The sequence below is a fragment of the Nitratireductor thuwali genome (genome assembly GCF_036621415.1).
GTDB lineage: Bacteria > Pseudomonadota > Alphaproteobacteria > Rhizobiales > Rhizobiaceae > Chelativorans > Chelativorans thuwali.
In genome coordinates this window covers 529512-553475 of the sequence record NZ_CP030941.1, presented here as the reverse complement: position 1 = coordinate 553475, position 23964 = coordinate 529512, and the positions used below count along the sequence as shown (strand labels likewise).

Below are 23964 nucleotides of genomic sequence, written 5' to 3'. Positions count from 1 at the left end.
CATGCGTTTCCACAAGGCGGAATCGGCTTTTTTTGTCTTCATTGCGCTCGTTCTCGGTGCAGGCGTCCTGCTGTTTTTCGCCTATGGAATCCTGCGCACCGACGCCAATACGATCCTGCCTCTTTACGAACTGGAGGCGGTGAGCGAATTCGCCCAGCTTCTGTTTACCACCGGCGTGTTGCTGGCCACGGCGATCGTCTTCGGCATTTTCTTCATCTACCCGCTGATCCGCATCCAGGTGCGCGAGGAGGGCAAGCTTCGGGCGATGACCGAGTCCCTCAGCGCACGTTCGCAATCGCTGGAGCATGCGGCGTTGACCGACGGGCTGACAGGCACCCAGAACCGCCGTTTCTTCGATGACGCGCTGCGCGAATATCTGCTGGAGTTCAGAAGGATCGAGAAGCCCGTGGGCCTCATGGTCCTCGACCTCGATCACTTCAAGCTGGTCAACGATACCCATGGCCACGGCGTGGGCGACGAGGTGCTGCGCCAGGTCGCAAGGTGCCTTAAAGACATGACACGCTATCATGACGTGGTTGCCCGTCTGGGCGGCGAGGAGTTCGCCATCGTTGCGCCCAACATGAACCAGGATGCGCTGGTAAAGCTCGCAGAGCGGATTCGAGGCGCCATTTCGGTGCTCGGGGTGGAGGCCGGCAATATCCGGCTGAAGATCACGGCCAGCGTCGGCCTTGCCGTCTGGGACGGGCGGGAAACCGCCGACGAATTCTACCGGCGTGCGGACAAGATGCTGTATCAGGCAAAACGGCTGGGCCGTAACAGGGTCTGCGCTTAGGCGATGATGAGACCTCTGAACTATCATCGTGATCTATCGCCTTGCTGGAGCCTGGTCTTTTCCGAAAACCGGTGCCCGCTTTTCGGGATCATGCTCCAACCGACTGGCGGCCGTCAGGCATAGGCCGTTCACGAATGGAAGGTCCCGGGATTCCCGCTACGGCTCGATTTCGCGGCGCCGCGCCGTTTGCCGTTCAGCGGGAGAAGCGGCTCCTCGTCGCCAGGCCGGCCTTTTCGGCCTCGCTCAGGTCGTAGACGGAGCCGAGCGCTCCGGAATGGTGCCAGCGCTCGCCCGCGGTCGCCCTGTCCACGCCAAGATTGTTGGAAAAGGCGCTGGCGGTTTGCCGCGGAGGCTTGCCGGAGTTGCGCAGGCGGTCGACGATGAGAGCCAGTCCCGCTTCGCTGATGTCATCCTGGGTGGGGTCGGCCGGCGCTTCGGCGTCATCCTTGGCGCCCGGCAAAAGGTGCGCCGGCAGTTGCTGAAACTTCATGCGCATTGTTGTCGCCACGCCGTCGCCGAAGGCGATTGCCTCACGCTGGCCCATGGCCGAAAGAAAGGTGAGGGTGGACGCGGATGAATCGGCGATGGCCGAACGGATGATCGACTGGTCCTGCTCGTTTGCCAGCCGCATCGCGAAAACCGTCGAGCATTGCGAGAGCACGGTCGGGTCGAGGTCGCCGGGGCGCTGGGTGACGACGCCGAGATAGCAGCCATATTTGCGGCCTTCCTTGGCGATGCGCGACAGCGCATGGCGGGTCGGCGCGAAGCCAAGGCGCGGATCGGCCGGCATATAGCGGTGCGCTTCCTCGCACATGACGAGCAGCTTCAGCTTTCCCTCGCTCCACAGCGCCAGGTCGAAGGCCAGACGCGCAAGCACCGAGCAGACGGAGTTGACGATCTCCGAGGGCAGGCCGGCCATTTCGAAACAGGTGACGGGACGCCCCTGCGCTGGGACGCGGAAGATGCGGCCGATGACCGTATGGATGGAGTCCTCGATGACATGCGAGGCGAACATGAAGCGATAGCGCGGGTCGTTCAGAGCCGACTGGAGACGGGATTTGATCTGCCGGTGGAATGGGCGCTCCACCTTGGTATCCAACTGGCCCATGCGCTCGTCGATTAGGCGCAGCAGATCGGCCATGCGATAGGGCACGGGCGTGTCCGCCGTGATATCGCTCTTGAGGGAAGGCCGGCGGAGGGCGGATCCGGTGTCGGAGCCATAATAGCTGTTCTTGGCGTCCACGATGAGGTCGCGCAAAAGCTCGACTTCCTCGTCAACCGCCTCGCGCCCGCGAAACAGGACTTCGACGAACTCTTCCAGCCGAAACAGCCAGAACGGCAATTCGAGGGAATTGGTGTCGAGCCGTACGCAATAGTCGGGCAGGGCGGCGGCAAACTCGTTGTGGGGGTCGAGAAGCAGGACCCGCAGATCGGGGCGCGACTCGATCATCTTGCGCAGAAGCAGCGAAACGGCAGTCGATTTGCCGACACCGGTCGTGCCGACAACCGCAAAATGCCGGTTAAGCGTCTCGTCGACCGCCAGGCATGCGTCTATCTCATTGTCCTGCGAGAGCTGGCCGATCGAGATGGAGCGCCGCCCACCGAGGTCGTAGATCGCCTTCAGGTCGCGCGAACGGATGCGGTGGGCGAGCGCACCGATATAAGGGTACTCGGTGATGCCGCGATCAAAGCACGGGGTGCCGTCGCTGTCGCGCACCTCGCCGATAAGCTCGACGCAGATCATGATCGGATTGTTGCCGGTGTCGTCCCAGCGGCGCTGCGGCCGCTCGATGGCATAGACGAGGCCAACCGTGCGCGTGGCGCCTAGATTGATTGAGATCATCTTGCCGACGGTCCAGACATTGGCGATGTCCTGGCCGCCGGTTTCTATGTCTGCCGCGATGATGGCGCGCGCGCCGTCGCATTGCACGACGTGACCCAGAAGCCGTGAAGCAGGCTGGTTCAGCCCTCGGCGTTCCTGCGCCGTCGTCTCGCCTTCGACCTTGCCATCGACAAACATGATGTCCCCTCTCACCCTTGATCGGCCAAGCTACGCGTTCGAGGTTAAGGCGGGGTGAGGCCGCATGGTTAAAAAGAGCTGGACCGGGCGGTTCGGGAAGTGCCCAATTGCCCCGCGTTACCGGTTGACACCGTGCAATTTTCGGTCTTAAAGTCCGCGCCATGATAAAGAATGTTCTTATCGTAGTAAGATCGCACATGGGCAAGGCGGCGTAGCCGCCGGGCGACAGCCAACCATGTGCGAAAGACAGGCTCCTCCGGGGGCCTTTTTTATTGACCGAAAACCGACCGACGCACCGAAAGAGACGGAACCAAGACAATGACCGGGCAAGCGCTTGAGCGACAAAGCCATGAAGCCACAATCAATCAGATGACGGGCGCCGAGATGGTGGTGCAGGCCTTGAGGGACAACGGCGTCGAGCACGTCTTCGGTTATCCCGGCGGCGCGGTGCTCCCGATCTATGACGAGCTTTTCCAGCAGGAGGACGTCCAGCACATTTTGGTGCGCCACGAGCAGGGGGCCGGCCACGCGGCCGAGGGCTATGCCCGCTCAACGGGCAAGGCCGGCGTTATGCTGGTAACGTCCGGGCCCGGCGCCACCAATGCCGTGACGGCCCTGCAGGACGCCTTGATGGACTCCATTCCCCTGGTGTGCATCACCGGGCAGGTTCCGACCTCGCTCATCGGCTCCGACGCGTTCCAGGAGTGCGACACGGTCGGCATCACGCGGCCTTGCACCAAGCACAATTGGCTGGTGCGGGACGTCAACCAGCTGGCGGGCGTTCTGCATGAAGCCTTCCATGTGGCGCAGACGGGCCGGCCGGGGCCGGTCGTCGTGGATATTCCCAAGGACGTCCAGTTTGCCAGGGGCGCCTATACCTCTCCGCAGACCGCGCCGCGCACCAGCTATCAGCCCCGACTCCAGGGCGACCAGGAGCAGATCAAACGGGCGATCGAGCTCATGGCCGGCGCCAAGAAGCCGGTCATCTATTCGGGCGGCGGCGTGATCAGCGCCGGGCCCGAGGCGAGCCATCTGTTGCGGGAGCTGGTGGAATTGACGGGATTTCCCATCACCTCGACCCTGATGGGCCTTGGCGCATACCCCGCCTCCGGCAAGAACTGGCTGGGCATGCTCGGCATGCACGGCACGTACGAGGCCAACATGGCCATGCATGACTGCGATGTGATGCTTTGTATCGGCGCGCGCTTCGACGACCGCATTACCGGTCGGCTCGATGCGTTCTCGCCCGATTCACGTAAGATCCACATCGACATCGATCCCTCTTCGATCAACAAGAACGTGCCCGTGGAAGTGCCGATCCTCGGCGATTGCGGGCGCGTCCTGGAAGATCTCGTGCGGCTGTGGCGCGCTGGCGCCAAGGCCGACAAGACCGGGCTGCGGCCCTGGTGGGAGCAGATCGAGAAATGGCGCGCGCGCGACTCGCTGGCCTATAAGCCGAGCGACGACGTCATCATGCCTCAATATGCGGTGCAGCGGCTCTATGAGCTGACGAAGGAGCACGACGTCTACATCACCACCGAGGTCGGCCAGCACCAGATGTGGGCGGCCCAGCATTTCGGCTTCGAAGCGCCCAACCGCTGGATGACCTCCGGCGGGCTCGGCACGATGGGCTATGGTCTGCCGGCCGCGCTCGGCGTGCAGATCGCCCATCCCAACGCGCTCGTCATCGACATTGCTGGCGACGCTTCGGTGCTGATGACGATGCAGGAGATGAGCGCGGCGGTGCAGCACCGGGCGCCGATCAAGATATTCATCCTCAACAACCAGTATATGGGCATGGTGCGCCAGTGGCAGCAGCTCCTTCACGGCAACCGGCTTTCCCATTCTTACACGGAAGCGCTGCCGGACTTCGTGAAGCTGGCCGAAGCCTATGGCGGTCACGGCATCCGATGCGAGAAGCCGGCGGAGCTGGACGACGCCATCCGCGAAATGATCGAGGTGGATTTGCCGGTCATCTTCGACTGCCGCGTGGCCAACCTTGCCAACTGCTTTCCGATGATCCCCTCAGGCAAGGCGCATAACGAGATGCTGCTGCCCGACGAGGCGACGGATGAGGCTGTCGCCAACGCCATCGATGCGAAGGGCAGATCGCTCGTTTGAGCGATTCTCCTTTTCCTTTAAACGATTACAAGCTGAAGCCGATAAAGAGAATCAAGAATGAACGCCCAGCACCAGCCCACAGGCTCCGCCTATTTCATCACCCAGGAAACCGAACGCAACGAGACGCGGACCCTGTCGGTGCTTGTCGACAACGAGCCGGGGGTGCTCGCGCGGGTCATCGGGCTGTTTTCCGGGCGGGGATATAATATCGACAGCCTCACCGTCTCGGAGACCGAGCACGAACGACATCTGTCGCGCATCACCATCGTTACGCGAGGCACGCCGCACACGCTCATGCAGATCAAGCACCAGCTCGAGCGCATCGTGCCGGTGCACCGCGTGGTCGACCTGTCCGTCGTCGCGAGGGAGCGCGGTCACGACAGGCCGCTGGAGCGCGAGCTGGCGTTGGTGAAGGTGAGCGGCAAGGGCGAGGACCGGGTGGAAACGCTGCGCCTTGCCGATGCCTTCCGCGCCCAGGTCATCGATGCAAATACGGAGCATTTCATCTTTGAGATCACCGGGCGGGTCTCTAAGATCGAGCAGTTCATCGCGATCATGAAGCCGCTCGGCCTGGTCGAGGTCTGTCGCACCGGAGTGGCGGCGATGAACCGGGGGCCGGAGGGGATGTAGCCGCGGGCTGCCCGCCGCTTTCGGCCCGCGCGACGCAGGCGCTCCAACGGGAGATATCCCATGTCACTCGAAGTGTTCATTGCGGTGGTGATATTCGCCTTCGTCTCGTCGGTGACGCCCGGGCCGAACAACTTCATGCTGCTGGCGTCGGGCGTCAATTTCGGGTTTCGCCGGACGGTTCCGCACATGTTCGGCATCGCCGGCGGGTTCTGCTCGCTGCTTCTGGCGGTGGGTTTCGGCCTGGGTGCCGTGCTCAAAGCCTATCCGGAACTGCATCTGGCTCTGAAGATTGCGGGCGGCGCATATCTGCTCTACCTCGCCTGGCGCATCGCCGCGTCGCGAACGCTCGGCCAGTCCGCCGGCGGCGGCGCACGGCCGATGCGGTTTGTCGAGGCGGCCGCATTCCAGTGGGTCAATCCCAAAGCATGGGTGATGGCGGTGACGGCGATGGCACTCTACACCAGCCCGGACGCCCCTTTCCTCTCGGTCGTTCTGGTGGCGGCCGCCTTCGTGATCGTCAATTTTCCCAGCGTCTCGGTATGGGCCGGTTTCGGCACGGCTTTGCGCGGCTACCTGTCCGATCCGGTCCGGCTCAAATGGTTCAACATCGCCATGGGCCTGGCCCTGGCGGCCACGCTCTGGCCGATGCTTCGCTGACGCGGCGGCGAGGTAGCCTACTGCTCGGCAAGGAAGGCGGCATATTGGGCAAGGGCCGCATTCCAGTTGATGGTGATCTCGTTGGTGGACCAACTGTGGATGTCGTCCAGATAGCATTCCTGCGGCGCGCAACCTGAACGCGCTTGCCTCGCCATCTCGTCCTGCAGATAGGCGTTCGGCCCGCCCGCTAGCGCCCCGTCGGGCGGTTCGGGCAGGGCAGGGTCGAGCTGCCGGGCGAACCATCGTGAATGCTGGTTCCTGGAATAATCGGTGCCGTATCCGGTGACATAGGACTGGCCGAGGGCATTGCGGCCCAGAAGATAGTCGGCGCCTTCGATCGCCGCATCCCGGAAACGGGCATCGCCGGTATAATCGTAGGCACGGGCCAGAACGGTTCCGATCTGCGCCATCAGATGATTGGAGCCCCAGCCATATTTGCCGTCCTCCGGCGCATAGAGCTGGCCGAAGGCGCGATCTTTCCAACGCGCCAGATAGGTCTCCGCCGCCTCGATCACCGCGTCGCGCTGGCGGGCGGTCTCGCCGGTGGCCAGCCCGTTCGGCACCAGGCTCAGCGAGAGCGTGCCGAGCGCGGCGACGTTCGCCCAGTCGAATCCGGCGTCACCTAGTCCCGCGTTCTCGAAGAAGCGCGATGCCGTGACGGCCTCGCGATATTCCTGCTTGCCGGTGGTGATGAAGAGTTCTGCGGCCGCCCAGAAGAACTCGTCGTCGACACCGGCATCGTCATAGGCGCCGCCGCCTTGATTGTCCGATGGCGGAGCCAGCAGCTCCGGGTTTTCGCCCGCCGCCTGCCATGCACGCTCGGCCGCATCCAGCAAGGTCTTGGAGAAGGCCCGGTCGTACGGCTTGAACAGGCGCGCGCCCTGGGCTGCCGCGGCGGCAAGGTTCAAGGTCGCGGCGGTGGAGGGGCGATGGAGGTAGCGCGGGCGCGGGTCCTCGTGCGGCAAGAGGGGCAGCCCGGTCCATGCGTCGTCGTGGATTTTGTGATGCGCCATGCCGGCGAGCGGATGTCCTTCGGGAACCTGCATCCTCAGCAGAAACTCCAGCTCCCATCGGGCTTCGTCGAGAATGTCCGGAACGCCGTTTGCCGTCTCCGGCAGCGTCAGCGAGCCGTCGGCGTAGAGATCCTTTGCCGCGCCCTCGACATGGAGGCTGCGCTCGTAGGCCTGCATGAGCTGGGCCGCCGAGATGCCGCCAGTGACGACATATTTGCCGTGGTCGCCGGCGTCGTACCAGCCGCCGGCGACGTCGAGCCGGTAGCTGCAGGTCCAGGGTTCTCCATAGGCCTCGGCGGCCAGCTCCGCCGGCATGCAGGAGACATCGCGGTCGCCCTTGTTGATCCGGCCTTCAGCCGGGCTGGCGGTGTGGCCGGCAGGGCGTGCATAGGCTTCACCGGCGATCGCGCCGTCGACGGCGACGCCGGAGCGGACCGGATAGAAATAGTTGACGGCGTCGAGGGCGAGCGGCCTGTAGATGCCGGGCGCGATGGCGAACGTCCGGCTCTTTTCGCCGCTGCCGTGCAGGCGAAAGCCCTTGCCCTCGGCGTCGACCTCGGAAAAATCGACAATGTGGACGTTGCGTCGTGATGTTGGATCGATGCCCGCCGCCCGCGTCCAGCCGCGGGACACCATGGTTCCGTCGGCGGCAGTCAGCCACCATTCCACCGGGTTTTGCTCCTGCGTGATCAGGGTTGCGCGCTTGGGGCCGTCGGGCAGGTAGCCGAGCTGGTTGACCTGCAGACGGGGCCGTGACGCGGCTGCTTCCTCCGGGCGATTGGCCGCCATCAGCAGCAGGAGCCCCGCCGCCGCGGCGGTCATAAGCCCGACGATCAAGGTCAGTCGCCTCATATCCGTGCTCCCGATGGTTGCCTGCCTCTGATACACCGTTGCCGCCTTACATCCCGTAAAGATACCCGTTCATGCCAAGCCGGCGCCCGCCGCCCCGAACACGCCTTGCATACGGCTGTCGAATCCTGTTCTTCACCATTCATGGATTTTTCGCCGCAACAGGATGAGGCCCTGAAGGCCGTGTCGCGCTGGCTGAGGGACGGGAGCACCCAGGTCTTCCGCCTGTTCGGCTATGCGGGGACCGGCAAGACCACGCTGGCGCGCTACTTTGCCGAACATGTCGACGGCGACGTGCAGTTTGCCGCCTTCACGGGCAAGGCCGCCCAGGTGCTGCGCTCGAAGGGCGCGAGCAATGCCCGCACCATTCACTCGCTGATCTACCGGCCGCGCGGCGAGGAGCAGGTCGAGGATGAGATCACCGGCAAGACCTCCATGTCGCCGACCTTCTCGCTCAACCGCCAGAGCCCCATATCGAAGGCCAAGCTGGTGATCATCGACGAGTGTTCGATGGTCGACGAGGCGCTGGGGCGGGATCTCCTGTCCTTCGGCACGCCGATCCTCGTGCTGGGCGATCCGGGGCAGCTTCCGCCGATCTCGGGCGGCGGCTTCTTCACCGAGCATGAGCCGGATCACCTGTTGACCGAAATCCACCGCCAGGCCCGCGACAATCCCATCATCCAGCTCGCGCTCGATGTGCGCGAGGGGCGGGAGTTCATGCTTGGCGACTACGGAACGGCGCAGGTCATCGCCAAGGCGGACGTTGACCGCGACTTGGTGCTGGCGGCCGATCAGGTCTTGGTCGGCACGAACAGGACGCGGCGGCGCTACAACCAGCGCCTGCGCGAACTGAAAGGCTTCGATGCGATGTATCCCCAGGCGGGCGACAAGCTCGTGTGCCTGCGCAACGATCCGGCGAAAGGGCTTCTCAACGGATCACTGTGGAAGGTGATGACCTCGTCGAAGGAGACCGTGAAACCCGGCATCAACCTTCTGGTCGCGCCGGAGGAGGACGATCCGGACCGGGGCGTGGCCAAGATCAAGCTCCTGAAGGCCGTGTTCGAGAACCCGGAGGGCGATATTCCGTGGCAGACCAAGAAGCGCTACGACGATTTCGACTTCGGCTATGCACTGACGGTGCACAAGGCGCAGGGCTCCCAGTGGAACAATGTGGTTCTGTTCGACGAAAGCTTTGCCTTTCGCGACACGCGCCAGCGCTGGCTCTATACGGGGATCACACGCGCTGCCGAGCGGCTGACGATCGTGCGTTGATCGGTCCTGCGCCTGGAGTCAGGATCTATCAATCTTGCTGGATCGGCGGACGACGGACTTGGAGCTGCCGCGTCGAGCCGCTTGGCCGGCCTAGACTTCGGGCGGTGCGGGCTCGGCTTGCAGCCAGTCCCAGGCCTCGTTCTGCTGCTCCAGATCGAAATGCCTCATCTCCATGGAGAAGAACGGCCTCAAGACAGCCATGGTAGGCCCCATCCAGGATGGCCCGCCCACGACCGCATATTTCCGGATGTGCTTGAGAGCGTGGGTTTTGCCAAGCATGGACTTTTCCCTCAGGGCCGCGCTCCAGTCGAAGCCTTCATAGTCGTGTATGATGACGATGAGATCGATCTTCTCGTGCAGCAGGTAGGCTCCCTCCAGGAGCCCATACATGTTCTCGATGTCGGATGCGGTGATGTGGCCCGTCACCTCGAAGGCATAGGCGTCGTCGCGGCTGGTGTCGATGCGGCGGATGCTGGGTGGTGTCTCGTTGATCAGCATGGCTCGTCTCCGCGCTCCCTCCTGTCATCCTGTTCAACGTGATGTGGACCTGTCAGTTCCGTGAAACCCTGTATAGGGTGCGGCAACTGCCAAGTCAGGAATCTCCATGCCGGCCAAGCTTTCCGTGAATCTCAATGCCATAGCCATGCTGCGCAACCGCCGCGATCTGCCTTGGCCCAGCGTGGCGGGTCTCGGACGTATCGCGCTCGAGGCCGGCGCGCATGGTCTGACGGTACACCCGCGGCCGGACGAGCGCCATATCCGCTTTTCGGACCTGCCGGTACTCAGGGCGCTCATCGATGATGCCTTCCACCAGGCCGAATTCAACATCGAGGGCTATCCGAGCGAGGCCTTCCTGGCGCTGGTGGAAGAGCATCAACCCGACCAGGTGACGCTGGTGCCAGACGATCCCTCCCAGGCGACCTCCGATCATGGCTGGCCTTTCCGCGAGCGGCTCGGATTTCTGAAGCCCGTGGTCCAGCGCCTGAAAAGGCAAGGTTTTCGCGTGTCCTTGTTCTGCGATCCCGATGCGCCGGAGGATGAGCTTGCTGCCGCGCGCGAGACGGGAGCGGATCGCGTCGAGCTTTACACGGGCCCCTACGGCGCTTGCTTCGATGATTCCGCAAAAGCCGCTATCGAGCTGGAAAAGCTCGCGGAAACGGCCCGGCTTGCCGCCGGTTTCGGCCTTGGCGTCAATGCAGGCCATGACCTTACCGTTGACAATCTGCCGGCGATCGCGAAGCGGATACCTGCACTGGCGGAGGTCTCCATTGGCCACGGGCTGACCGCCGACGCGCTGGAGCATGGCATGGCCGAGACGGTGCGGCGGTTCCTGCGAGCGTGCAAGGGCTAGATCAGCTCGGCGCTTCTGGGAAACGGTGAGCTGATCCAGAGCGCCGTGCGTCCATTCGGACGCTACACAAGGACGCTCTATCTCTTTGTTTTCCGCATTTATGCGGACGTCAGGTGGAACCACCTGACTGCAAAATGCTATAGCGGCCCTTGGCCGCCGCGAGCGGCAGGATAACGCTCACGGCGGGGCTGGTTTACCCGGCGGCGCCGGAAAGAAGCGCCTTGCTTTCCTCCAGGAAAGCCGTGAGCGGCTTCGGCTGCCTGCCCGTCAGCTGTTCGAAGTCCCCGGTAACTTCAGCCAGCCCCCCAGCGCGGGTATTGGCCTCGAAGGAGACGAGCAGCGGGACGAAGGCCTCCGGTACGCCGGCCGCCTTCATGCCGTCGGCAAGAGCCTCGTCGCTCAAATTCACCACATTGACGGGCTTGCCGGTGGCTTCGGCCGCCAGTGCCGCGATTTCGGCATTCGTGTATGCCTTCGCGCCGGTCAGCGTATAGGTCGTGTTGGCGACCGGTCCCTTGGCCAGGGAGGCGGCGATGGCGCGTGCCGCGTCGTCCCGGGCGATATGGGCGGTCTTTCCGTCCCCGGCGGATGTATACCAGGTGCCCGACTGGATCGCCTTGGGCAGGCTCATCAGCAGATTTTCCTGGTACCAGCTGTTGCGGAAGATCGTATAGGGAATACCGGACGCTTTCAGCGTCTGCTCGGTGCCGTGGTGATCGGGCGCGAACAGGACGGGGTTGCCAGGCTCCGGCCGGGGCATCGACGTGTAGGCCAGATGCTTGACGCCGGCCTTTGCCGCCGCTTCCACCGCCGCCTTGTGCTGGCGCAGGCGCTTGCCGGGTTCGTCGAGCGCATCCGTCGAGATGATCAGCGCCGTGTCGGCCTGGCCGAATGCTTCCATCAGGCTCTCTGGATCGTCGAAATCCACCTTGGCCGTCTCCACGCCCCTTGCGGCCAGAGCGCTCAACTTCGACGGATCGCGGGAGCCGGCGATGAGCCGGGTCGGGGATACGTTTTCCGTTTCGAGCAGATGTTTCACGACGAGACCGCCCAATTGTCCCGAAGCGCCGGTGATAAGTATCTTGTTCATGTTCCAATCCCAATATCAATTCGGTTGTCTCTTTTTGAGAGCAGGGCTAAAATAGGTATAACCGAACTGCCGTAAAGAAGGCAGTTTTCGCCCCGGTGGTTACCGAATGGGAACCACCTCCGATCTGTCCCGACTGGAGGCGACATATGGATGCCAAGCCCATCAATCTGGGTGCCAAGCTGGAAGCGTACAGGGCCGCCGGCAACGAACAGAACCTCGGGGATTGCCCCGTGCGTGACGTCATCAACAATATCGGGGGCAAGTGGAACTCGCTGATCATGCTCGCGCTGGCCGAGCAGCCCTATCGCTTCGGCGCGCTGCGGCGGCTGGTGCCGGACATCTCCCAGCGCATGCTCACCCAGACGCTCCGCGATCTGCAGCGCGACGGCTATGTGCATCGCGAGGTCTTTCCCACCACGCCGCCGAGCGTGGAATACAGCCTTACCGATCTCGGCCGCTCGCTGTTCGAGCCGCTTCACGCGCTGGTGCAGTGGGCCGAACGCAATCACGGGAAGGTGAGGCAAGCGCGGGAGCGGTTCGATGCCGATCGGTAGCCTTGCTGGTTCGCCTCCTTGAAAGCCTTGCCACCGCCGTCATCAACGCTAAAAACCGGGATATCTCCCGGCCCGCGTTGATAGCGGCGAATGCCGGCCTCCGTCATCCTTGGACGGTCAAGGCCTGTCCTGGACCTGTCGGCGGAACAGCAGGCGTTCGCGATACAGGCTTGAAATCCCGGCCGGCGTGTGACAGAACCGTACCGTACGGTACGATTTTTGCGAGGCGCCGGTGGGCATGACCGCCAAAAGCAGCGACGACGAGTTTACACCGCGCCAGAGCGCGGTGCTTGAGTGCGCGCTCGAACTGCTGGTGGCAGGCGGCGAGAAGGCGTTGACCACGGCCGGCGTGGCACGCGCGGCGAGCTGCTCCAAGGAAAGCCTCTACAAATGGTTCGGTGACCGCGACGGTTTGCTGGCGGCGATGATCGCCTATCAGGCGAGCAAGGTGCGCGCCTTTTCCGATGATGGCGGCACGATGGATGCGGCGCGCTTTCGCGCACATCTGGTGGATTTTGCCCATGATCTCCTGCAGGTTCTGGCTGGCGACGTCTCGCTGGCGCTCAATCGCCTGGCCATCGGACAGGCAAGCCGGGACGGAAACCGGCTGGCGCGGCTGCTCATCGAGCGCGGCCGCCGCCGCATCGACAGCCGGGCCTGCGCCCTTTTGGAAGCGGGCATGCGGCGCGGCCTCATCCGCTACGAGGACCGTGACGAGGCCTATCATACGCTTTACGGGCTGATCGTGCGCGATCTGCATGTGCGGATGCTGCTGGGCGAGGAGGCGGCGCGCCGGCCCGTGCAGTTTGCCGGCCAGGCCGAGCGCGCTGTGGAAAGGTTTCTGGCGCTGTTCGCGGCGCGGGAAGAGGAGAGGGCTGGCGGCATCTGACGCGCGCCATGCCGAATATCGAGAGCCTTACGAAAGGAAACGAATAATGCGTGTCTATTACGATCGCGATGCCGATCTCAACCTGATCAAATCAAAGAAAGTCGCCATTATCGGCTATGGCAGCCAGGGCAGGGCGCATGCATTGAACCTGAAGGATTCGGGCGCCAAGGACGTGGCTGTTGCGCTGCGCGCCGGCTCCTCGACGGCCAGGAAGGCCGAGGCCGACGGCTTCAAGGTGATGACCGTGGCCGAAGCGGCCGGCTGGGCCGATCTGATGATGATGGCTACGCCGGACGAGCTGCAGGCCGGCATCTATTCCTCGGAAATCGCGCCGAATATCCGTGACGGCGCCGCGATCGCGTTCGCCCACGGCCTCAATGTTCATTTCGGCCTGATCGAGCCGAAGAAGACCGTCGATGTGCTGATGGTCGCGCCCAAGGGGCCGGGCCACACGGTGCGCAGCGAATACCAGAAGGGCGGCGGCGTGCCCTGCCTTGTGGCGGTTCACCAGGACGCCTCGGGCAATGCGCTAGATCTTGGCCTTTCCTATGCCTGCGGCGTCGGGGGCGGTCGCTCGGGCATCATCGAGACCACGTTCCGCGAGGAATGCGAGACCGACCTTTTCGGCGAGCAGGTGGTCCTGTGCGGCGGCCTGGTCGAGCTTATCCGCGCCGGTTTCGAGACCCTCGTCGAGGGCGGCTATGCCCCGGAAATGGCCTATTTCGAGTGCCTGCACGAGGTGAAGCTGATCGTCGACCTGATCTATGAGGGCGGCATCGCCAACATGAACTACTCGATCTCCAACACGGCCGAGTGGGGCGAGTATGTCACCGGCCCGCGCATCATCACCGACGAGACCAAGGCGGAAATGAAGCGCGTTCTGAAAGACATCCAGTCCGGCCGTTTCACGTCGGAATGGATGCAGGAATGGCATTCGGGCGCAGCCCGCTTCAAGGCGACGCGCCGTCTCAACGACACCCACCAGATCGAGGAAGTGGGCGAGAAGCTGCGCGGCATGATGCCCTGGATCGCCAAGAACAAGCTGGTGGACAAAGAGAAGAACTAAGGCGGCACCCTCTCGACATGGTGCCGGCCGCGGAGCGATCCGCGGCCGGTCCTGTCATGGGGCATCGTCATCGCCCGTAGGGCGACCGGCATTTCCTGCGCGGTCCCTTGTAGGGCTGGAAGGTGTTGTCCGCCGCGCGGTAGGACCGGTAGCGGTCGCGGCACCAGGCCAAATGCGCTGCCCTTTGCCCGTGGCCGGGCCTGGCGGCTGGCCTTTCCGGCACGACCTCGAAGAGAAAGCGGCGGCCGTTATAGTAGGGCGCGCGGTCGGGCCAGCCGCGCTGCCGGTGGTAGCGGTAACCTGGGCGTTGCCAGTCTTTGAAGTCGTTGTAGAGGCTGTCCGACAGGTCGAACCTGTGCGTTTTGTAGCTTCGGTAGTGGGGCGTATCCCAGTAGGGCCGATAGCGTTGCCATCTCCAGCGTTGCAGATGCGGGTGCGTGCCGCTTCTGAGCTCGATGCTGAAGCCGCCGCCGCTGTGGCGCATTCGCGGCCCATGGTCGGAAATCCGGGCAACCGCCGCCTCGTGCGGAACGGTCACCGGCGCCCGTATGGAGAAAACCTCCGCACGGACGCCGGTTCCCGTCATGCAGGCCAGCAGAAGGGAAACAATGACTTTCGGAAACAGGAACACGGTATGACTGCCTGAAATATCGTTCAGTATACGTGTACTGTATATCTAAACCAGCGCATGAAAAGTCGAACTTTACCAATTAAAGCTTGAGCGGTTTCCGTGGCGCGGCCGGGATGTGCCGGCACGGGTTCTGAAACGCTGTGCCGTTTCGACACGGGCCCATTGGCACGTTTTTCGCTTCTCCTGGCTATTGAAGCATCAGGAGGCTCGGATGACACCGATAATTGAAAAATCGATTGGGCTGGACGGCGACACTTTCGTCGAAAGGAGGGAGGAGCTTCGCCGCAAGGCGCTGCTGCCGGCGCGTTTGGTCTTCAATGACGGCCGTTCCACCCTGTCCGGCACGGTACGCAATCTCAGCGGTTCGGGCGCGCGGATAGGGTTCTGCGACCTTTGCGCCATTCCACCCCGTTTCATGCTCCAGCTCGGCCGGGAGCCGCGGCTGCGGCCAGCGGTCATCCGCTGGCGGACATTGACGGAGATTGGCGTGACATTCCTCTAAGCATCGTTGGCGGCATAGCGCCGCCAACGATTCTTAGTAGATGCTTGGTATCAGTACATGTAAGGCGAACGGCACTGCCTGCGCGGGCCGTGATAGGGCTGGAACGTGTTGTCGTAGGCCCGATAGGAGCGGTAACGGTCGTAGCACCAGCTCACATGGTGTCTGTTCAGGCGGTAGGGTCGCGCCGGACGCGGGCGCACATAGCGAGGCCGCACATAGTGTGGCCGCACGTAGTAGGGCGGGTCATAGCGGTAGCCACCGGTTCCGAACTCGAAATATATGCCCGCGCGCGGTCTGACGTGGTGCCGCTTGAAATGCCGCTTGCGCCCGTGGCGATACCGCCGCTCGTGAACCTTCTGGACCGAGGCCGACGGGTTTGCCGTCTCGGAGAGGGTGCGCACCGGATCGACGCTCGTGCCGGCCGCCGACAGCGCCGAAGCATTGGCGGCACCGGAACCGGCCATGAGTCCGAGCGCGACCAGGCTGGAGAACGCCAGGGTCGAAAGCCGATATCTCATGAGATTGCTCCATTTCCTTCGGGCGATGCCCAAGCCGTTTCATCGCCAATTCTACACGAGCATAATGATTCCAGATGCCTCATGAATGCGGCATGAATGCAAAGGTTGCAGGAGGCGGCCGAACGGTGCTTGCCTTTTGGCCGTGCCGAAGGCAGAACCTTTGAGCATGTCGGTCCGGATCGCCACCTTCAACGTTGAAAATCTGATGAACCGGTTCGATTTCTCCGGGTACCGCAACGATTTGCGGCAGGACCGGGCTCTCGCCTTGTTCGATATTGCCGACGAGGACGAGTATCGCGAATTAGAGCGGGCGCGCACCATCGCCCATACCGACGATGCGCGGCAGTTGACGGCGCTGGCCATAGCCGCCACCCGCGCCGATATTCTGTGCCTGCAGGAAGTCGACAATCTGGCAGCGCTGAAAGCCTTCGAACACGGCTACCTGTTCAAGATGATCGGCAGCGGGTATCGCGAAAAATACTCAACTGCGGGAAACGACGGGCGGGGTATCGACCTGGCCGTGATGATGCGCCGGGAAACCGCGGATGGCCAGCCGATCGAATTTGAGCGCATGACCAGCCACGCGCATCTGACATTCGAGGCGCTGGATCTGCATAATGAGCAATTGGCGGCCATGGGGATCGCCGGCAGCGAGCGCATCTTCCGGCGCGACTGCCTTGAGATTGATCTGCGCATCGGCGGGCGGCCCTTCACGATCTACGGCGTGCATTTCAAGGCGATGAGCCCGCCGCGCGGCGACCTCGACGGGCGCCATGCCTCGATGCCGATCCGGATTGCCGAGGCCGCCGCCGTGCGGCGCATCATTGAGGAGCGTTTCGGGGTCGGTCGCACCGCCGAAAGGCGCTGGGTCGTCTGCGGTGACCTGAACGATTACCGCGAGCGCGTCGTCGTGGGCGGGGATGCTTATTGTGGCTACCGGTTCGAAGTCGTGCAGGAGACGCAATCCAGCCTCAACATCCTGACGGAAGGCGGGTTCTGCGAAAACGTCGTCGAGCGCCGCCCGGAGATGGACCGCTGGACCCTTTATCACAGCCGCGGACCCGAGGAGCGGCACCTTTGCCAACTGGATTATCTACTGATCTCGCCGTCGCTCGCCCGCCGCAACGCGAAAGCCGTGCCCGACATCGTGCGGGCGGGGCAGCCGTTCCGGACCGTGTTTCCGCCGGGGCAGGAGGTCGAGCGCTTCCCCCGCATCGGGTGGGACCGTCCGAAAGCCTCGGATCACTGTCCGGTGGCGATAACGCTAGAAATCGCCTGAGCCGCACCGGACGGCCGGGCCGAAGTGCAACACAGCAGGGCCGGGCGCCGGCCGGGAGGGAATATGCGTCCTCGTCGATACATGGTCTATGACGTTTTCACCCAGTCCGCTCTTTCGGGTAATCCGCTGGCCATCGTGCTCGACGCCGACGGTCTGGACGACGCGCAGATGCAGAAGATCGCCGGCGAGTTCAACCTGTCGGAGACGGTTTTCGTCCGCCCGCCGGAAAACCCGGTCCACACGGCAAGCGTCCGCATCTTCACGCCTCGGGCGGAGCTGCCCTTCGCCGGCCACCCCACCGTGGGCACGGCCGTCGCGCTGGCACAGCGCCATGCCGGCGGGGACGGGAGCGGGCGTACCTCGATCATCGTGCTGGAGGAGAAGGTCGGTCCGGTGCGCTGCGCGGTGACGACCGGCGGGGACGCGGTCTTCGCCGAATTCGACCTTCCCCGCATGCCCGAGCGCCTCGCCTTCGACGTTCCGGCCGAATCGGTGGCCGCCGCCCTGGGGCTCGCCTACAACCGGATCGGTTTTGAGAACCATGTCATTACCGGCTGGTCCGCCGGCGTTCCATATATATGCGTTCCCGTAGCCGACCTTCGGGCGGCGGCCCAGGCGCGTCTGGACGCGTCGCTGTGGCGCGATCTGGTGCAGTCGGACGGCGGCATCATGGCCGATCCCTATGTCTACTGCCGAGAGACGGTGAACCACGATTGCGCCTTCCACGCCCGCATGTTCGCACCCGACGCAGGTATCATGGAAGACCCTGCAACGGGCTCTGCGGTGGCCGCTTTCGCCGGCGCGATCCTGATGCATGACGAGCCGGTGGACGGGGCACATGGCTTCTGGATCGAGCAGGGCATCGAAATGGGAAGGCCGTCCAGGATCAGGTTGGAAATCGATGTCGCCGGCCGCGGACTGGAGGCTGCGCGGATCGGCGGCGGCGCGGTCAAGATTGCGGAGGGAACGCTGCATTTGTGACGCCGGCCGCCTAGATCGCGGCGGCCTGCGACAAAAGCCGCGCGCGGCGCAAAAGTGCCCCCGTGGGGCTTGCATGTGCGCCGGAGACACGTTAATGAGCGCGACGTTCGCCGGACCAACCGGCGGACAAGAGGCGCCACCGATTGCGGCGCAACGGTCGGGTGATTAGCTCAGTTGGTAGAGCAGCTGACTCTTAATCAGCGGGTCGTAGGTTCGATCCCTACATCACCCACCAAAATCAATCGCTTGCCATCGCTGGATTGAAGATGCTGGAGCGTCCTCTAGCGTTCGAATGGACGCGGCGCTCTGACGCAGACGATGTCACCGCACAAGTAAACGCTCATCGCGGCACGACACTGAGGCTTCCGTCTGTCTCAAGCACCACCATATCGACCGCAGAGATATCGGACTTGCCGCTCTGCCGGATGGCCGCGACGATCTCTTCTTCCGTCACCCGCTGTCGCTGCATCGCTTGTGGAAGATATTGGCCGTCCTTGACCAGAAGCGTTGGCTCCGCCTTCACGACTGCCTGGACCTTTCCGAAACGGACAGAGCTCCAGGTGATCGCCCATTGGAGGTAGATGAGGAGCGCCAGAGCCGTAACGCCGTCGGCAAGGGGAACGTTCTTGTCGAGCAGCACCGTCGCGAGCGTTGAGCCGAGGGCAACGGTAACGACGAGGTCGAACGCATTCATCTTGCTCAGGGTTCTTTTGCCTGAAGCCCGAAGCAGCAGGATCAGCAGCACATAGGCAGCCGAGCCGACCACCAGCGTCCGCGCGATTCCCGTCCAGCTCTCATAGAAGAGCGGTTCGCTCATCGAATCTCCTTCCAAGATGCGGTGAGGGAACGGTTGCTGGATGCGGGAGGTTCCAAGGAGAGGGGCGGGAGGGAGCCCGGAACGCAGCTCAGCCTGCCGGAAGCTTCCGCAGGCGCGCCTGCACTTTCGCTTCTCCTATGGAGCGTATGGCTTGCGCGCGACCACGCCGCGCGGCCCCCGCGCGGCATGCTCGCCCGGCTCGATCTCTTCGACCCGGTAAAGCTTCTCGTCGCGAAAGGCGCTGGCGAAGTCGGTGGATACGCCGTCACCCGGCTTGGCTGGAAGGTCGAGGAAGTCCGCCTCCGCCTCCGCTGCGACGATGCGCGCATCGGCGATGGAGCGGGCGCGCACGACGAGTTCGCCTTGCGGCGCCGCCAAGTCCCAATTCGGATCGGTAGCCGGCGCATCGGGCACAAGTCGAAACAGTCTTAGCCGCTCGGCATCGTCGGGACCGGTGCTCATACCCACTCCTTCAAGTTCGCGCGTCGGATGTCCCTCAACGGCAAAGGCCGCCGGCTGTTCCATGCCGGAAATTCTTCATTCAGTTTTCTTACAATTTTCTCGGGAGCGGGCGGAACCTTTTGCCGGGTTGACGGTTCAATGGGAGACAGCACGCGACCCCCGCCCCCCAAAGCCCCACATTGCGTGCTGTTTGCCGGCCCTTGAGCCGGCTTCTTTTTTGCGCTCAATAATCTTTTTCGTAAAAGAGGCCGAGGCTGGATTCACCGTCCGCGCCGACGGCGCCGCGTGCCTTCAAGTTCTCGGTGATGTCGAGATTGATCGTGCCGCGAGTGCTTCCTTTCGCACCGGCTTCCACCCCGAGATAGATGTTTTCCTGAATGTAACGCCCCGCACGGACGGCAGTGTTGCCCTCGGTGTCGGTCACCACGTCCAGGTCGTCGAGGCCGACCGCGTCACGCAGGGAGCCCAGAAGCGATGTGTCGCCGCCGCCCGCGAGTTCGGCGGCGGCCGCTGCAAGTTGGGCCAGTTGCAGGGGCGACAGCTCGCCAATGCCGCGCTTGAAGATCAGTTGCGCCAGCACCTCGTCTTCCGGAAGCTCGGGCTGCGAGGAGAAATCGATATTGAGATCCGAGACCCGGCCCGTTACCGTGATGAAGACCGTGATTTCGCCGCTGGTCGAACGCGCGACAAAGTTGAGATAGGGGTCGAGATCGCCCACCAGCGTCACCGTTCCCTCGTCGAAAACGATGCGCTGGCCGAGAATGGAAAGGCGTCCGCGTATCAGCCGGAAGCCGCCGACGGGCCGGATGGAGGTAACGGGACCGGTCAGCCGGACAGAGCCGCCGAGTTCGGCATCCAGGCCACGCCCGCGGACGAATATCCGCGCCGGCGCGTTCAGCTGGACGTCCAGGCGCAGCACGCTCGGCCGTCCGCCGGGCACAGGCGTTCCGTCGTCGGCACGGGCGCGCCGCAGCGTTGCGGCCACGTCCGGCGGCGGCGAGATATGGCGGACATCGATATGCTCTACGCCGCCTCCCAGGTTTTCGGGCACCAGGATTTCAGCACGGTCGACGGTTAGTTCGCCCGAAAGCAGGGGATCGCGGGCGAGCGGTCCTCTGAGCGCCAGCGTGCCGCTTATCGTCGCGCTGACCATCTCGCCATCCACGTAGCGCGCCTCATCGAGCCTAATGGTGAGGTCGGCGGGGAACCCTGCAGCCGCGTTGGTCGAGATCGTTCCGGAAAGAGTGACGGTGCCGCCGGCAGCCAGGGCAGCCGTTGCGGAGCGGATGGTGACGGTGTCGCCCTGCAACGCAGCATCCAGCGTGATGTCGTTGAGACGCAGATTGGTCATGGGGTCGACGGCGGCGCCATCCCGGGTCGAGATCGAGCCGCTTAGCGATGGGTTTTCAAGGCTGCCGCCAATCCTGATGTCGGCAAGCAGCGTCCCGGCAAGCTGGGTGCCGCGGTCGGCCAGGAGACGGTTACCCAGCGCGAGCGGCACGCTGCCGCGCAGGTCGACAGCAAGGCCGCCACCGCCAAGCGGCACACGGCCGCTGGCTGACACGGAAAGCCCGGAGGGCCCGGACGCTTCGAGAGTGCTCAGCGTCACGGTCCCGTCGGCAAAGCTTCCGGTCGCGCTGAGCTCGATCGGCCCCGCGCCGAATTCATTCAGAGGTCGGGCGCTGAGGCCCGAAGCTTCGAGGCTGAACCGGGCACGCGGATCGGCCAGCGTCCCCGTAATGGCGGCATTGCCCGTCAGCGTTCCCGATAGATCCAGGTCCGGCATCTGCTGGTTCAACAGGGACAGGGGAAAGGCTTGCAGCGCAACGTCGAGCGCGAGCTGGCCGTCTTGATCCAGCGGCACGCTGCCTTCCACGCGGGCGGAGAGGCCGCCGGGGCTGGTCACATCCGCGCGAAGCGAGAGCATGTTGTCGGCCGTCCGGCCCTGCGCATCCACGTCGAGGGACGCCACGCCCGCCTCGCGCAGAGCCTCGGCCGTGATGCCTGTGCCCGTCACGTCGAAGGATATCTGCGGCGCATCCCGGCTGCCGCCGATCTCAGCGGTTCCGCTGACGGTGCCGCCGAGGGACAGGTCGGGACGTATGGCGTTTGCGATGGACAGCGGCACGCTGTCCAGGGAGACCGCGATGTCGAGCGTGTCGGCAGCTTCTCCGCGCGCCGTCACGGTTCCGCCGGCAATGTCGAGCCGGATTTCGTCGAAGGAGATTTCACTGCCCTGAACGAGGACCGTCGCCGGTTCCAGAAGCCGCGCGGTCGCGCCCCCTTCCTGCAACTGCGCCTGGTCCAGCCGGAGCCTGTAGCCGCCATCCTGCGGCGCCAGAAGTCCGGCGACGTCGATCTGTGTGCCATGGGCGAGGCGGGCGTCGAGGTCGAACTCGGTCTGGCTGGCCTGGGTGTCGGCGGTGGCATTCAGCACGGCCACCTCCACGCCTGCTGCCGTAAGGTCTTCGGCGTGGAGGGCGCCTTCCACCCGCGGCACGCCGAAAAGGTTGCCGATTTCGGCCTCTATGTCGGCCACCCCCACGGACAGCCGGTCGCTTTCGAGATCGCGGATGATCCCGTTTATCGTCGCGTGCTGGGTTTCGCCGCGCGGCTGCAAGGTGATGCGCGCATTTGCCGAGCCGGTCGCCTCCACGAGAGCGAGGGCTGCGGCGGTCGATATATTTGGGGCGTCGAGTTCCAGCTCCCCCGTCAGCATGCCTTCCCGATCCTGCGCGATGTCGCCGCGCAGCCGGGCGCCTCCAGCCCTGAAATCGATGCCGTTCAGGCGTTTTTCGCCGGCGGCGAGCACGATATCTGTCTGCAGCTCGACGCGGGCGCCATCGAGGAAGGCATCGCCGGTCAGTCGCCCGGTGAGCGCGCTGTCCTGGCGCATCCCGTCGAACTCCAGGCTTGCGTCGGTAAGGGGCTTGCCGAGCAGGCTGCCGTCCTCGATGCGGGAAATCAGATTGAGGCTCAGGCCCTCGGCTCCGCCCATGGCGCTGCCCTCGACCAGGAGCCGTCCCGAGAGCCGCTCGTCGATCAGCGAGAGATCTGCAACGCCGCCGTTGAGCCTGATATCGGCCGCATCGCTCGCATAGGTCCCGTCGGCGCGAAGCGTCAGCTGGTCGTTGGCGATGGTGAAGCCGTCAGCCACGATACCTTCGGGACCGCGGGCGATACGTCCCGAGATGCGCGTTTCGCCCTCAAGCAGGGGCGCGATCTGCTCGATGCCGAGACGAAGATCCTCGCCGACGCCGTCGAGCACCAGGTCGAAAGCGCCGCTGATCGGCCTGACCTCGCCGGTCGCCTGCAGATCGAGACCGCCGGCAAGCTCGCGGCCGGCAAAGCCCGAGAAGGGGGCGATGCTGGCGGCTTCCACGCCTATGTCGCCGCGAAAGGCGAAATCCGCCACGTCGCCGGCAAGCGATATCCCAAGGTCGTTTCCCGAAAGCTGGGCGTCGGCGATCGTGAATGGCTGTCCCGCCGTCCAGCCGCCATCGGCGCGAAGGCGGACCGTATCGCCCAGGGCCTCGGCGATGTCGGCGCGCTCGGCGGTGATGCCGGCCACCGTACCGTCGATCTCGTAGGTGATGTGGCGCTCGGCCGGGGTTTGGAGATTCTCGGCGATGCCGCTCATGTCGAGCGTCGCGGTTTCTGCGGCGAATGCCCCCGTTTGGAGATCGTACAGGTTCAGTGCGGCTTGCCAGCGCTGGTTTCCGGCTTCGCCATAGGTGGCGGAGAGCGTGGCGCGACGCACCGACGTCTCGCCGCCGGCCACCGGCAGCAGCACGGCCTCAGCGTCGTCGTCGCCTATTTCGGCATCGACCGAAAGCGAGGTCAGGAAGCCGTCGCTGGCCGTTTCCGCCGCCGCTTCCAGGGAGAGGGCGGCGCTGGAAAGCGTCAGGTTTTCGAGCAGGACGCCTCCGGCCTCCTTGGCCATGCCCGAGGCCTGGAGGCGGGTGTCCTCGCCGAAGAAGGGGCGGAAGCGCTCGGGCACGATGCGCGCGATCGGGCCGCCGACATCGACATTGAAGCCAAGCCCTCCGGCGCGCTGGCGGAACCGGCCCGTGCCCTCCAGCACCGGCGCCCCATCGGCGGCGAGCGTCATGTTGAGGTCAAGCTGGTCGATCGGTCCTGACCCGGCCAGGGTCAGGGCAAGCGGGGGGCGGCCTTCGATGTCGAGAAGGTTCGCAAGAACGCCGTTTTCCGGCTCGCGCAGCGCGACGTCGATATCAAGCTGCTGCGTTTCATTGGCATATTGCGCGTCGAGGGTGAGGCGGCCGCCGGGCCCGTCCAGCCGGACGATGCTGAGCGAGGTGTCGAGCGAACCGCCCTCGATCGCCAGACTGCCCTCGACGGTGAGCACGGATTGGAGGCCGAAGACATCTTCGTCGAAAGCAAGCCGCTCGATCTCCAGGTTCTCCAGATTGACCGCGATGGGAAGCTCGGGCACCTGCAGGGGGTGG

21 protein-coding genes and 1 tRNA gene are annotated in these 23964 nt (G+C 64.2%); 13 read left to right on the top strand and 9 right to left on the bottom strand.

Annotated elements, in window-relative coordinates; translation table 11 throughout:
• The first annotated feature begins 1 nt into the window (after position 1).
• Positions 2–793 (top strand): GGDEF domain-containing protein, encoded by a 792-nt coding sequence (locus tag NTH_RS02630; protein WP_338528544.1) that lies wholly within the window; start codon positions 2–4, stop codon positions 791–793.
• A 193-nt stretch (positions 794–986) separates the two neighbouring features.
• On the opposite strand, the gene NTH_RS02625 is transcribed toward NTH_RS02630, so the two are convergent.
• Positions 987–2813, bottom strand: coding sequence for an ATP-binding protein (locus tag NTH_RS02625; RefSeq protein ID WP_338528543.1), 1827 nt, complete (start codon positions 2811–2813; stop codon positions 987–989).
• 318 nt (positions 2814–3131) lie between these two features.
• On the opposite strand from NTH_RS02625, the gene NTH_RS02620 reads away from it, so the two are divergent.
• Genes NTH_RS02620 through NTH_RS02610 form a run of 3 tightly spaced genes read left to right on the top strand, consistent with a single transcriptional unit; the run spans position 3132 to position 6221 of the window.
• The gene (locus NTH_RS02620) at positions 3132–4934 is read left to right on the top strand and encodes an acetolactate synthase 3 large subunit (protein WP_338528542.1); all 1803 of its coding nucleotides are present in this window, start codon (positions 3132–3134) and stop codon (positions 4932–4934) included.
• 57 nt (positions 4935–4991) lie between these two features.
• The gene (gene ilvN / locus NTH_RS02615) at positions 4992–5564 is read left to right on the top strand and encodes an acetolactate synthase small subunit (RefSeq protein WP_338528541.1); all 573 of its coding nucleotides are present in this window, start codon (positions 4992–4994) and stop codon (positions 5562–5564) included.
• Between the two features lie 60 nt (positions 5565–5624).
• Complete coding sequence (locus NTH_RS02610) at positions 5625–6221, top strand: LysE family translocator (protein WP_338528540.1); 597 nt, start codon at positions 5625–5627, stop codon at positions 6219–6221.
• 17 nt (positions 6222–6238) lie between these two features.
• On the opposite strand, the gene NTH_RS02605 is transcribed toward NTH_RS02610, so the two are convergent.
• Positions 6239–8086 carry a glycoside hydrolase family 9 protein gene (locus NTH_RS02605; RefSeq protein ID WP_338528539.1) on the bottom strand — a complete coding sequence of 616 codons (1848 nt, stop codon included), beginning with the start codon at positions 8084–8086 and terminating at the stop codon, positions 6239–6241.
• Between the two features lie 141 nt (positions 8087–8227).
• Here NTH_RS02605 and NTH_RS02600 point away from each other — a divergent pair, with 141 nt between their 5' ends.
• Positions 8228–9355, top strand: coding sequence for an ATP-dependent DNA helicase (locus NTH_RS02600; protein ID WP_338528538.1), 1128 nt, complete (start codon positions 8228–8230; stop codon positions 9353–9355).
• Positions 9356–9445: 90 nt separating this feature from the next.
• Here NTH_RS02600 and NTH_RS02595 read toward each other — a convergent pair whose 3' ends face one another.
• Positions 9446–9853, bottom strand: a complete 408-nt coding sequence (locus NTH_RS02595; protein WP_338528537.1) for an STAS/SEC14 domain-containing protein — start codon at positions 9851–9853, stop codon at positions 9446–9448.
• A 106-nt stretch (positions 9854–9959) separates the two neighbouring features.
• Between NTH_RS02595 and NTH_RS02590 the strand changes: the two genes are divergently transcribed.
• Positions 9960–10706, top strand: a complete 747-nt coding sequence (locus tag NTH_RS02590) for a pyridoxine 5'-phosphate synthase (RefSeq protein WP_338528536.1) — start codon at positions 9960–9962, stop codon at positions 10704–10706.
• Positions 10707–10899: 193 nt separating this feature from the next.
• On the opposite strand, the gene NTH_RS02585 is transcribed toward NTH_RS02590, so the two are convergent.
• Entirely contained in the window at positions 10900–11796 is an 897-nt protein-coding gene (locus NTH_RS02585) for an SDR family oxidoreductase (RefSeq protein WP_338528535.1), read from the bottom strand.
• A gap of 146 nt (positions 11797–11942) precedes the next feature.
• Between NTH_RS02585 and NTH_RS02580 the strand changes: the two genes are divergently transcribed.
• From NTH_RS02580 to ilvC, 3 genes are all read left to right on the top strand, one after another.
• On the top strand, positions 11943–12350 hold the full coding sequence (locus tag NTH_RS02580; protein WP_338528534.1) for a winged helix-turn-helix transcriptional regulator: 408 nt from the start codon (positions 11943–11945) through the stop codon (positions 12348–12350).
• 238 nt (positions 12351–12588) lie between these two features.
• Positions 12589–13239, top strand: coding sequence for a TetR/AcrR family transcriptional regulator C-terminal domain-containing protein (locus tag NTH_RS02575; protein ID WP_338528533.1), 651 nt, complete (start codon positions 12589–12591; stop codon positions 13237–13239).
• A 46-nt stretch (positions 13240–13285) separates the two neighbouring features.
• Entirely contained in the window at positions 13286–14305 is a 1020-nt protein-coding gene (gene ilvC, locus NTH_RS02570; protein ID WP_338528532.1) for a ketol-acid reductoisomerase, read from the top strand.
• Between the two features lie 67 nt (positions 14306–14372).
• Here the strand turns inward: ilvC and NTH_RS02565 are convergent, their stop codons facing one another.
• Complete coding sequence (locus tag NTH_RS02565) at positions 14373–14936, bottom strand: BA14K family protein (RefSeq protein ID WP_338528531.1); 564 nt, start codon at positions 14934–14936, stop codon at positions 14373–14375.
• Between the two features lie 211 nt (positions 14937–15147).
• Here NTH_RS02565 and NTH_RS02560 point away from each other — a divergent pair, with 211 nt between their 5' ends.
• Positions 15148–15438 (top strand): PilZ domain-containing protein, encoded by a 291-nt coding sequence (locus NTH_RS02560; RefSeq protein ID WP_338528530.1) that lies wholly within the window; start codon positions 15148–15150, stop codon positions 15436–15438.
• Between the two features lie 50 nt (positions 15439–15488).
• Here NTH_RS02560 and NTH_RS02555 read toward each other — a convergent pair whose 3' ends face one another.
• Positions 15489–15956 carry a BA14K family protein gene (locus NTH_RS02555; RefSeq protein ID WP_338528529.1) on the bottom strand — a complete coding sequence of 156 codons (468 nt, stop codon included), beginning with the start codon at positions 15954–15956 and terminating at the stop codon, positions 15489–15491.
• A gap of 166 nt (positions 15957–16122) precedes the next feature.
• On the opposite strand from NTH_RS02555, the gene NTH_RS02550 reads away from it, so the two are divergent.
• The 3 genes from NTH_RS02550 to NTH_RS02540 all read left to right on the top strand — a co-directional run bounded on the left by NTH_RS02550 (position 16123) and on the right by NTH_RS02540 (position 18451).
• Positions 16123–17235, top strand: a complete 1113-nt coding sequence (locus NTH_RS02550; RefSeq protein WP_338531786.1) for an endonuclease/exonuclease/phosphatase family protein — start codon at positions 16123–16125, stop codon at positions 17233–17235.
• A gap of 63 nt (positions 17236–17298) precedes the next feature.
• Positions 17299–18216: a PhzF family phenazine biosynthesis protein gene (locus tag NTH_RS02545; RefSeq protein WP_338528528.1), complete on the top strand. Its 918-nt coding sequence runs from the start codon at positions 17299–17301 to the stop codon at positions 18214–18216.
• A gap of 159 nt (positions 18217–18375) precedes the next feature.
• Positions 18376–18451: transfer RNA gene (locus NTH_RS02540), tRNA-Lys, on the top strand.
• 105 nt (positions 18452–18556) lie between these two features.
• On the opposite strand, the gene NTH_RS02535 is transcribed toward NTH_RS02540, so the two are convergent.
• The 3 genes from NTH_RS02535 to NTH_RS02525 form a co-directional block, all read right to left on the bottom strand.
• Positions 18557–19033, bottom strand: coding sequence for a DUF421 domain-containing protein (locus NTH_RS02535; RefSeq protein ID WP_338528527.1), 477 nt, complete (start codon positions 19031–19033; stop codon positions 18557–18559).
• A gap of 135 nt (positions 19034–19168) precedes the next feature.
• Positions 19169–19495, bottom strand: a complete 327-nt coding sequence (locus NTH_RS02530; RefSeq protein WP_338528526.1) for a hypothetical protein — start codon at positions 19493–19495, stop codon at positions 19169–19171.
• 223 nt (positions 19496–19718) lie between these two features.
• Positions 19719–23951, bottom strand: coding sequence for a translocation/assembly module TamB domain-containing protein (locus NTH_RS02525; protein WP_338528525.1), 4233 nt, complete (start codon positions 23949–23951; stop codon positions 19719–19721).
• Positions 23952–23964 lie beyond the last annotated feature (13 nt).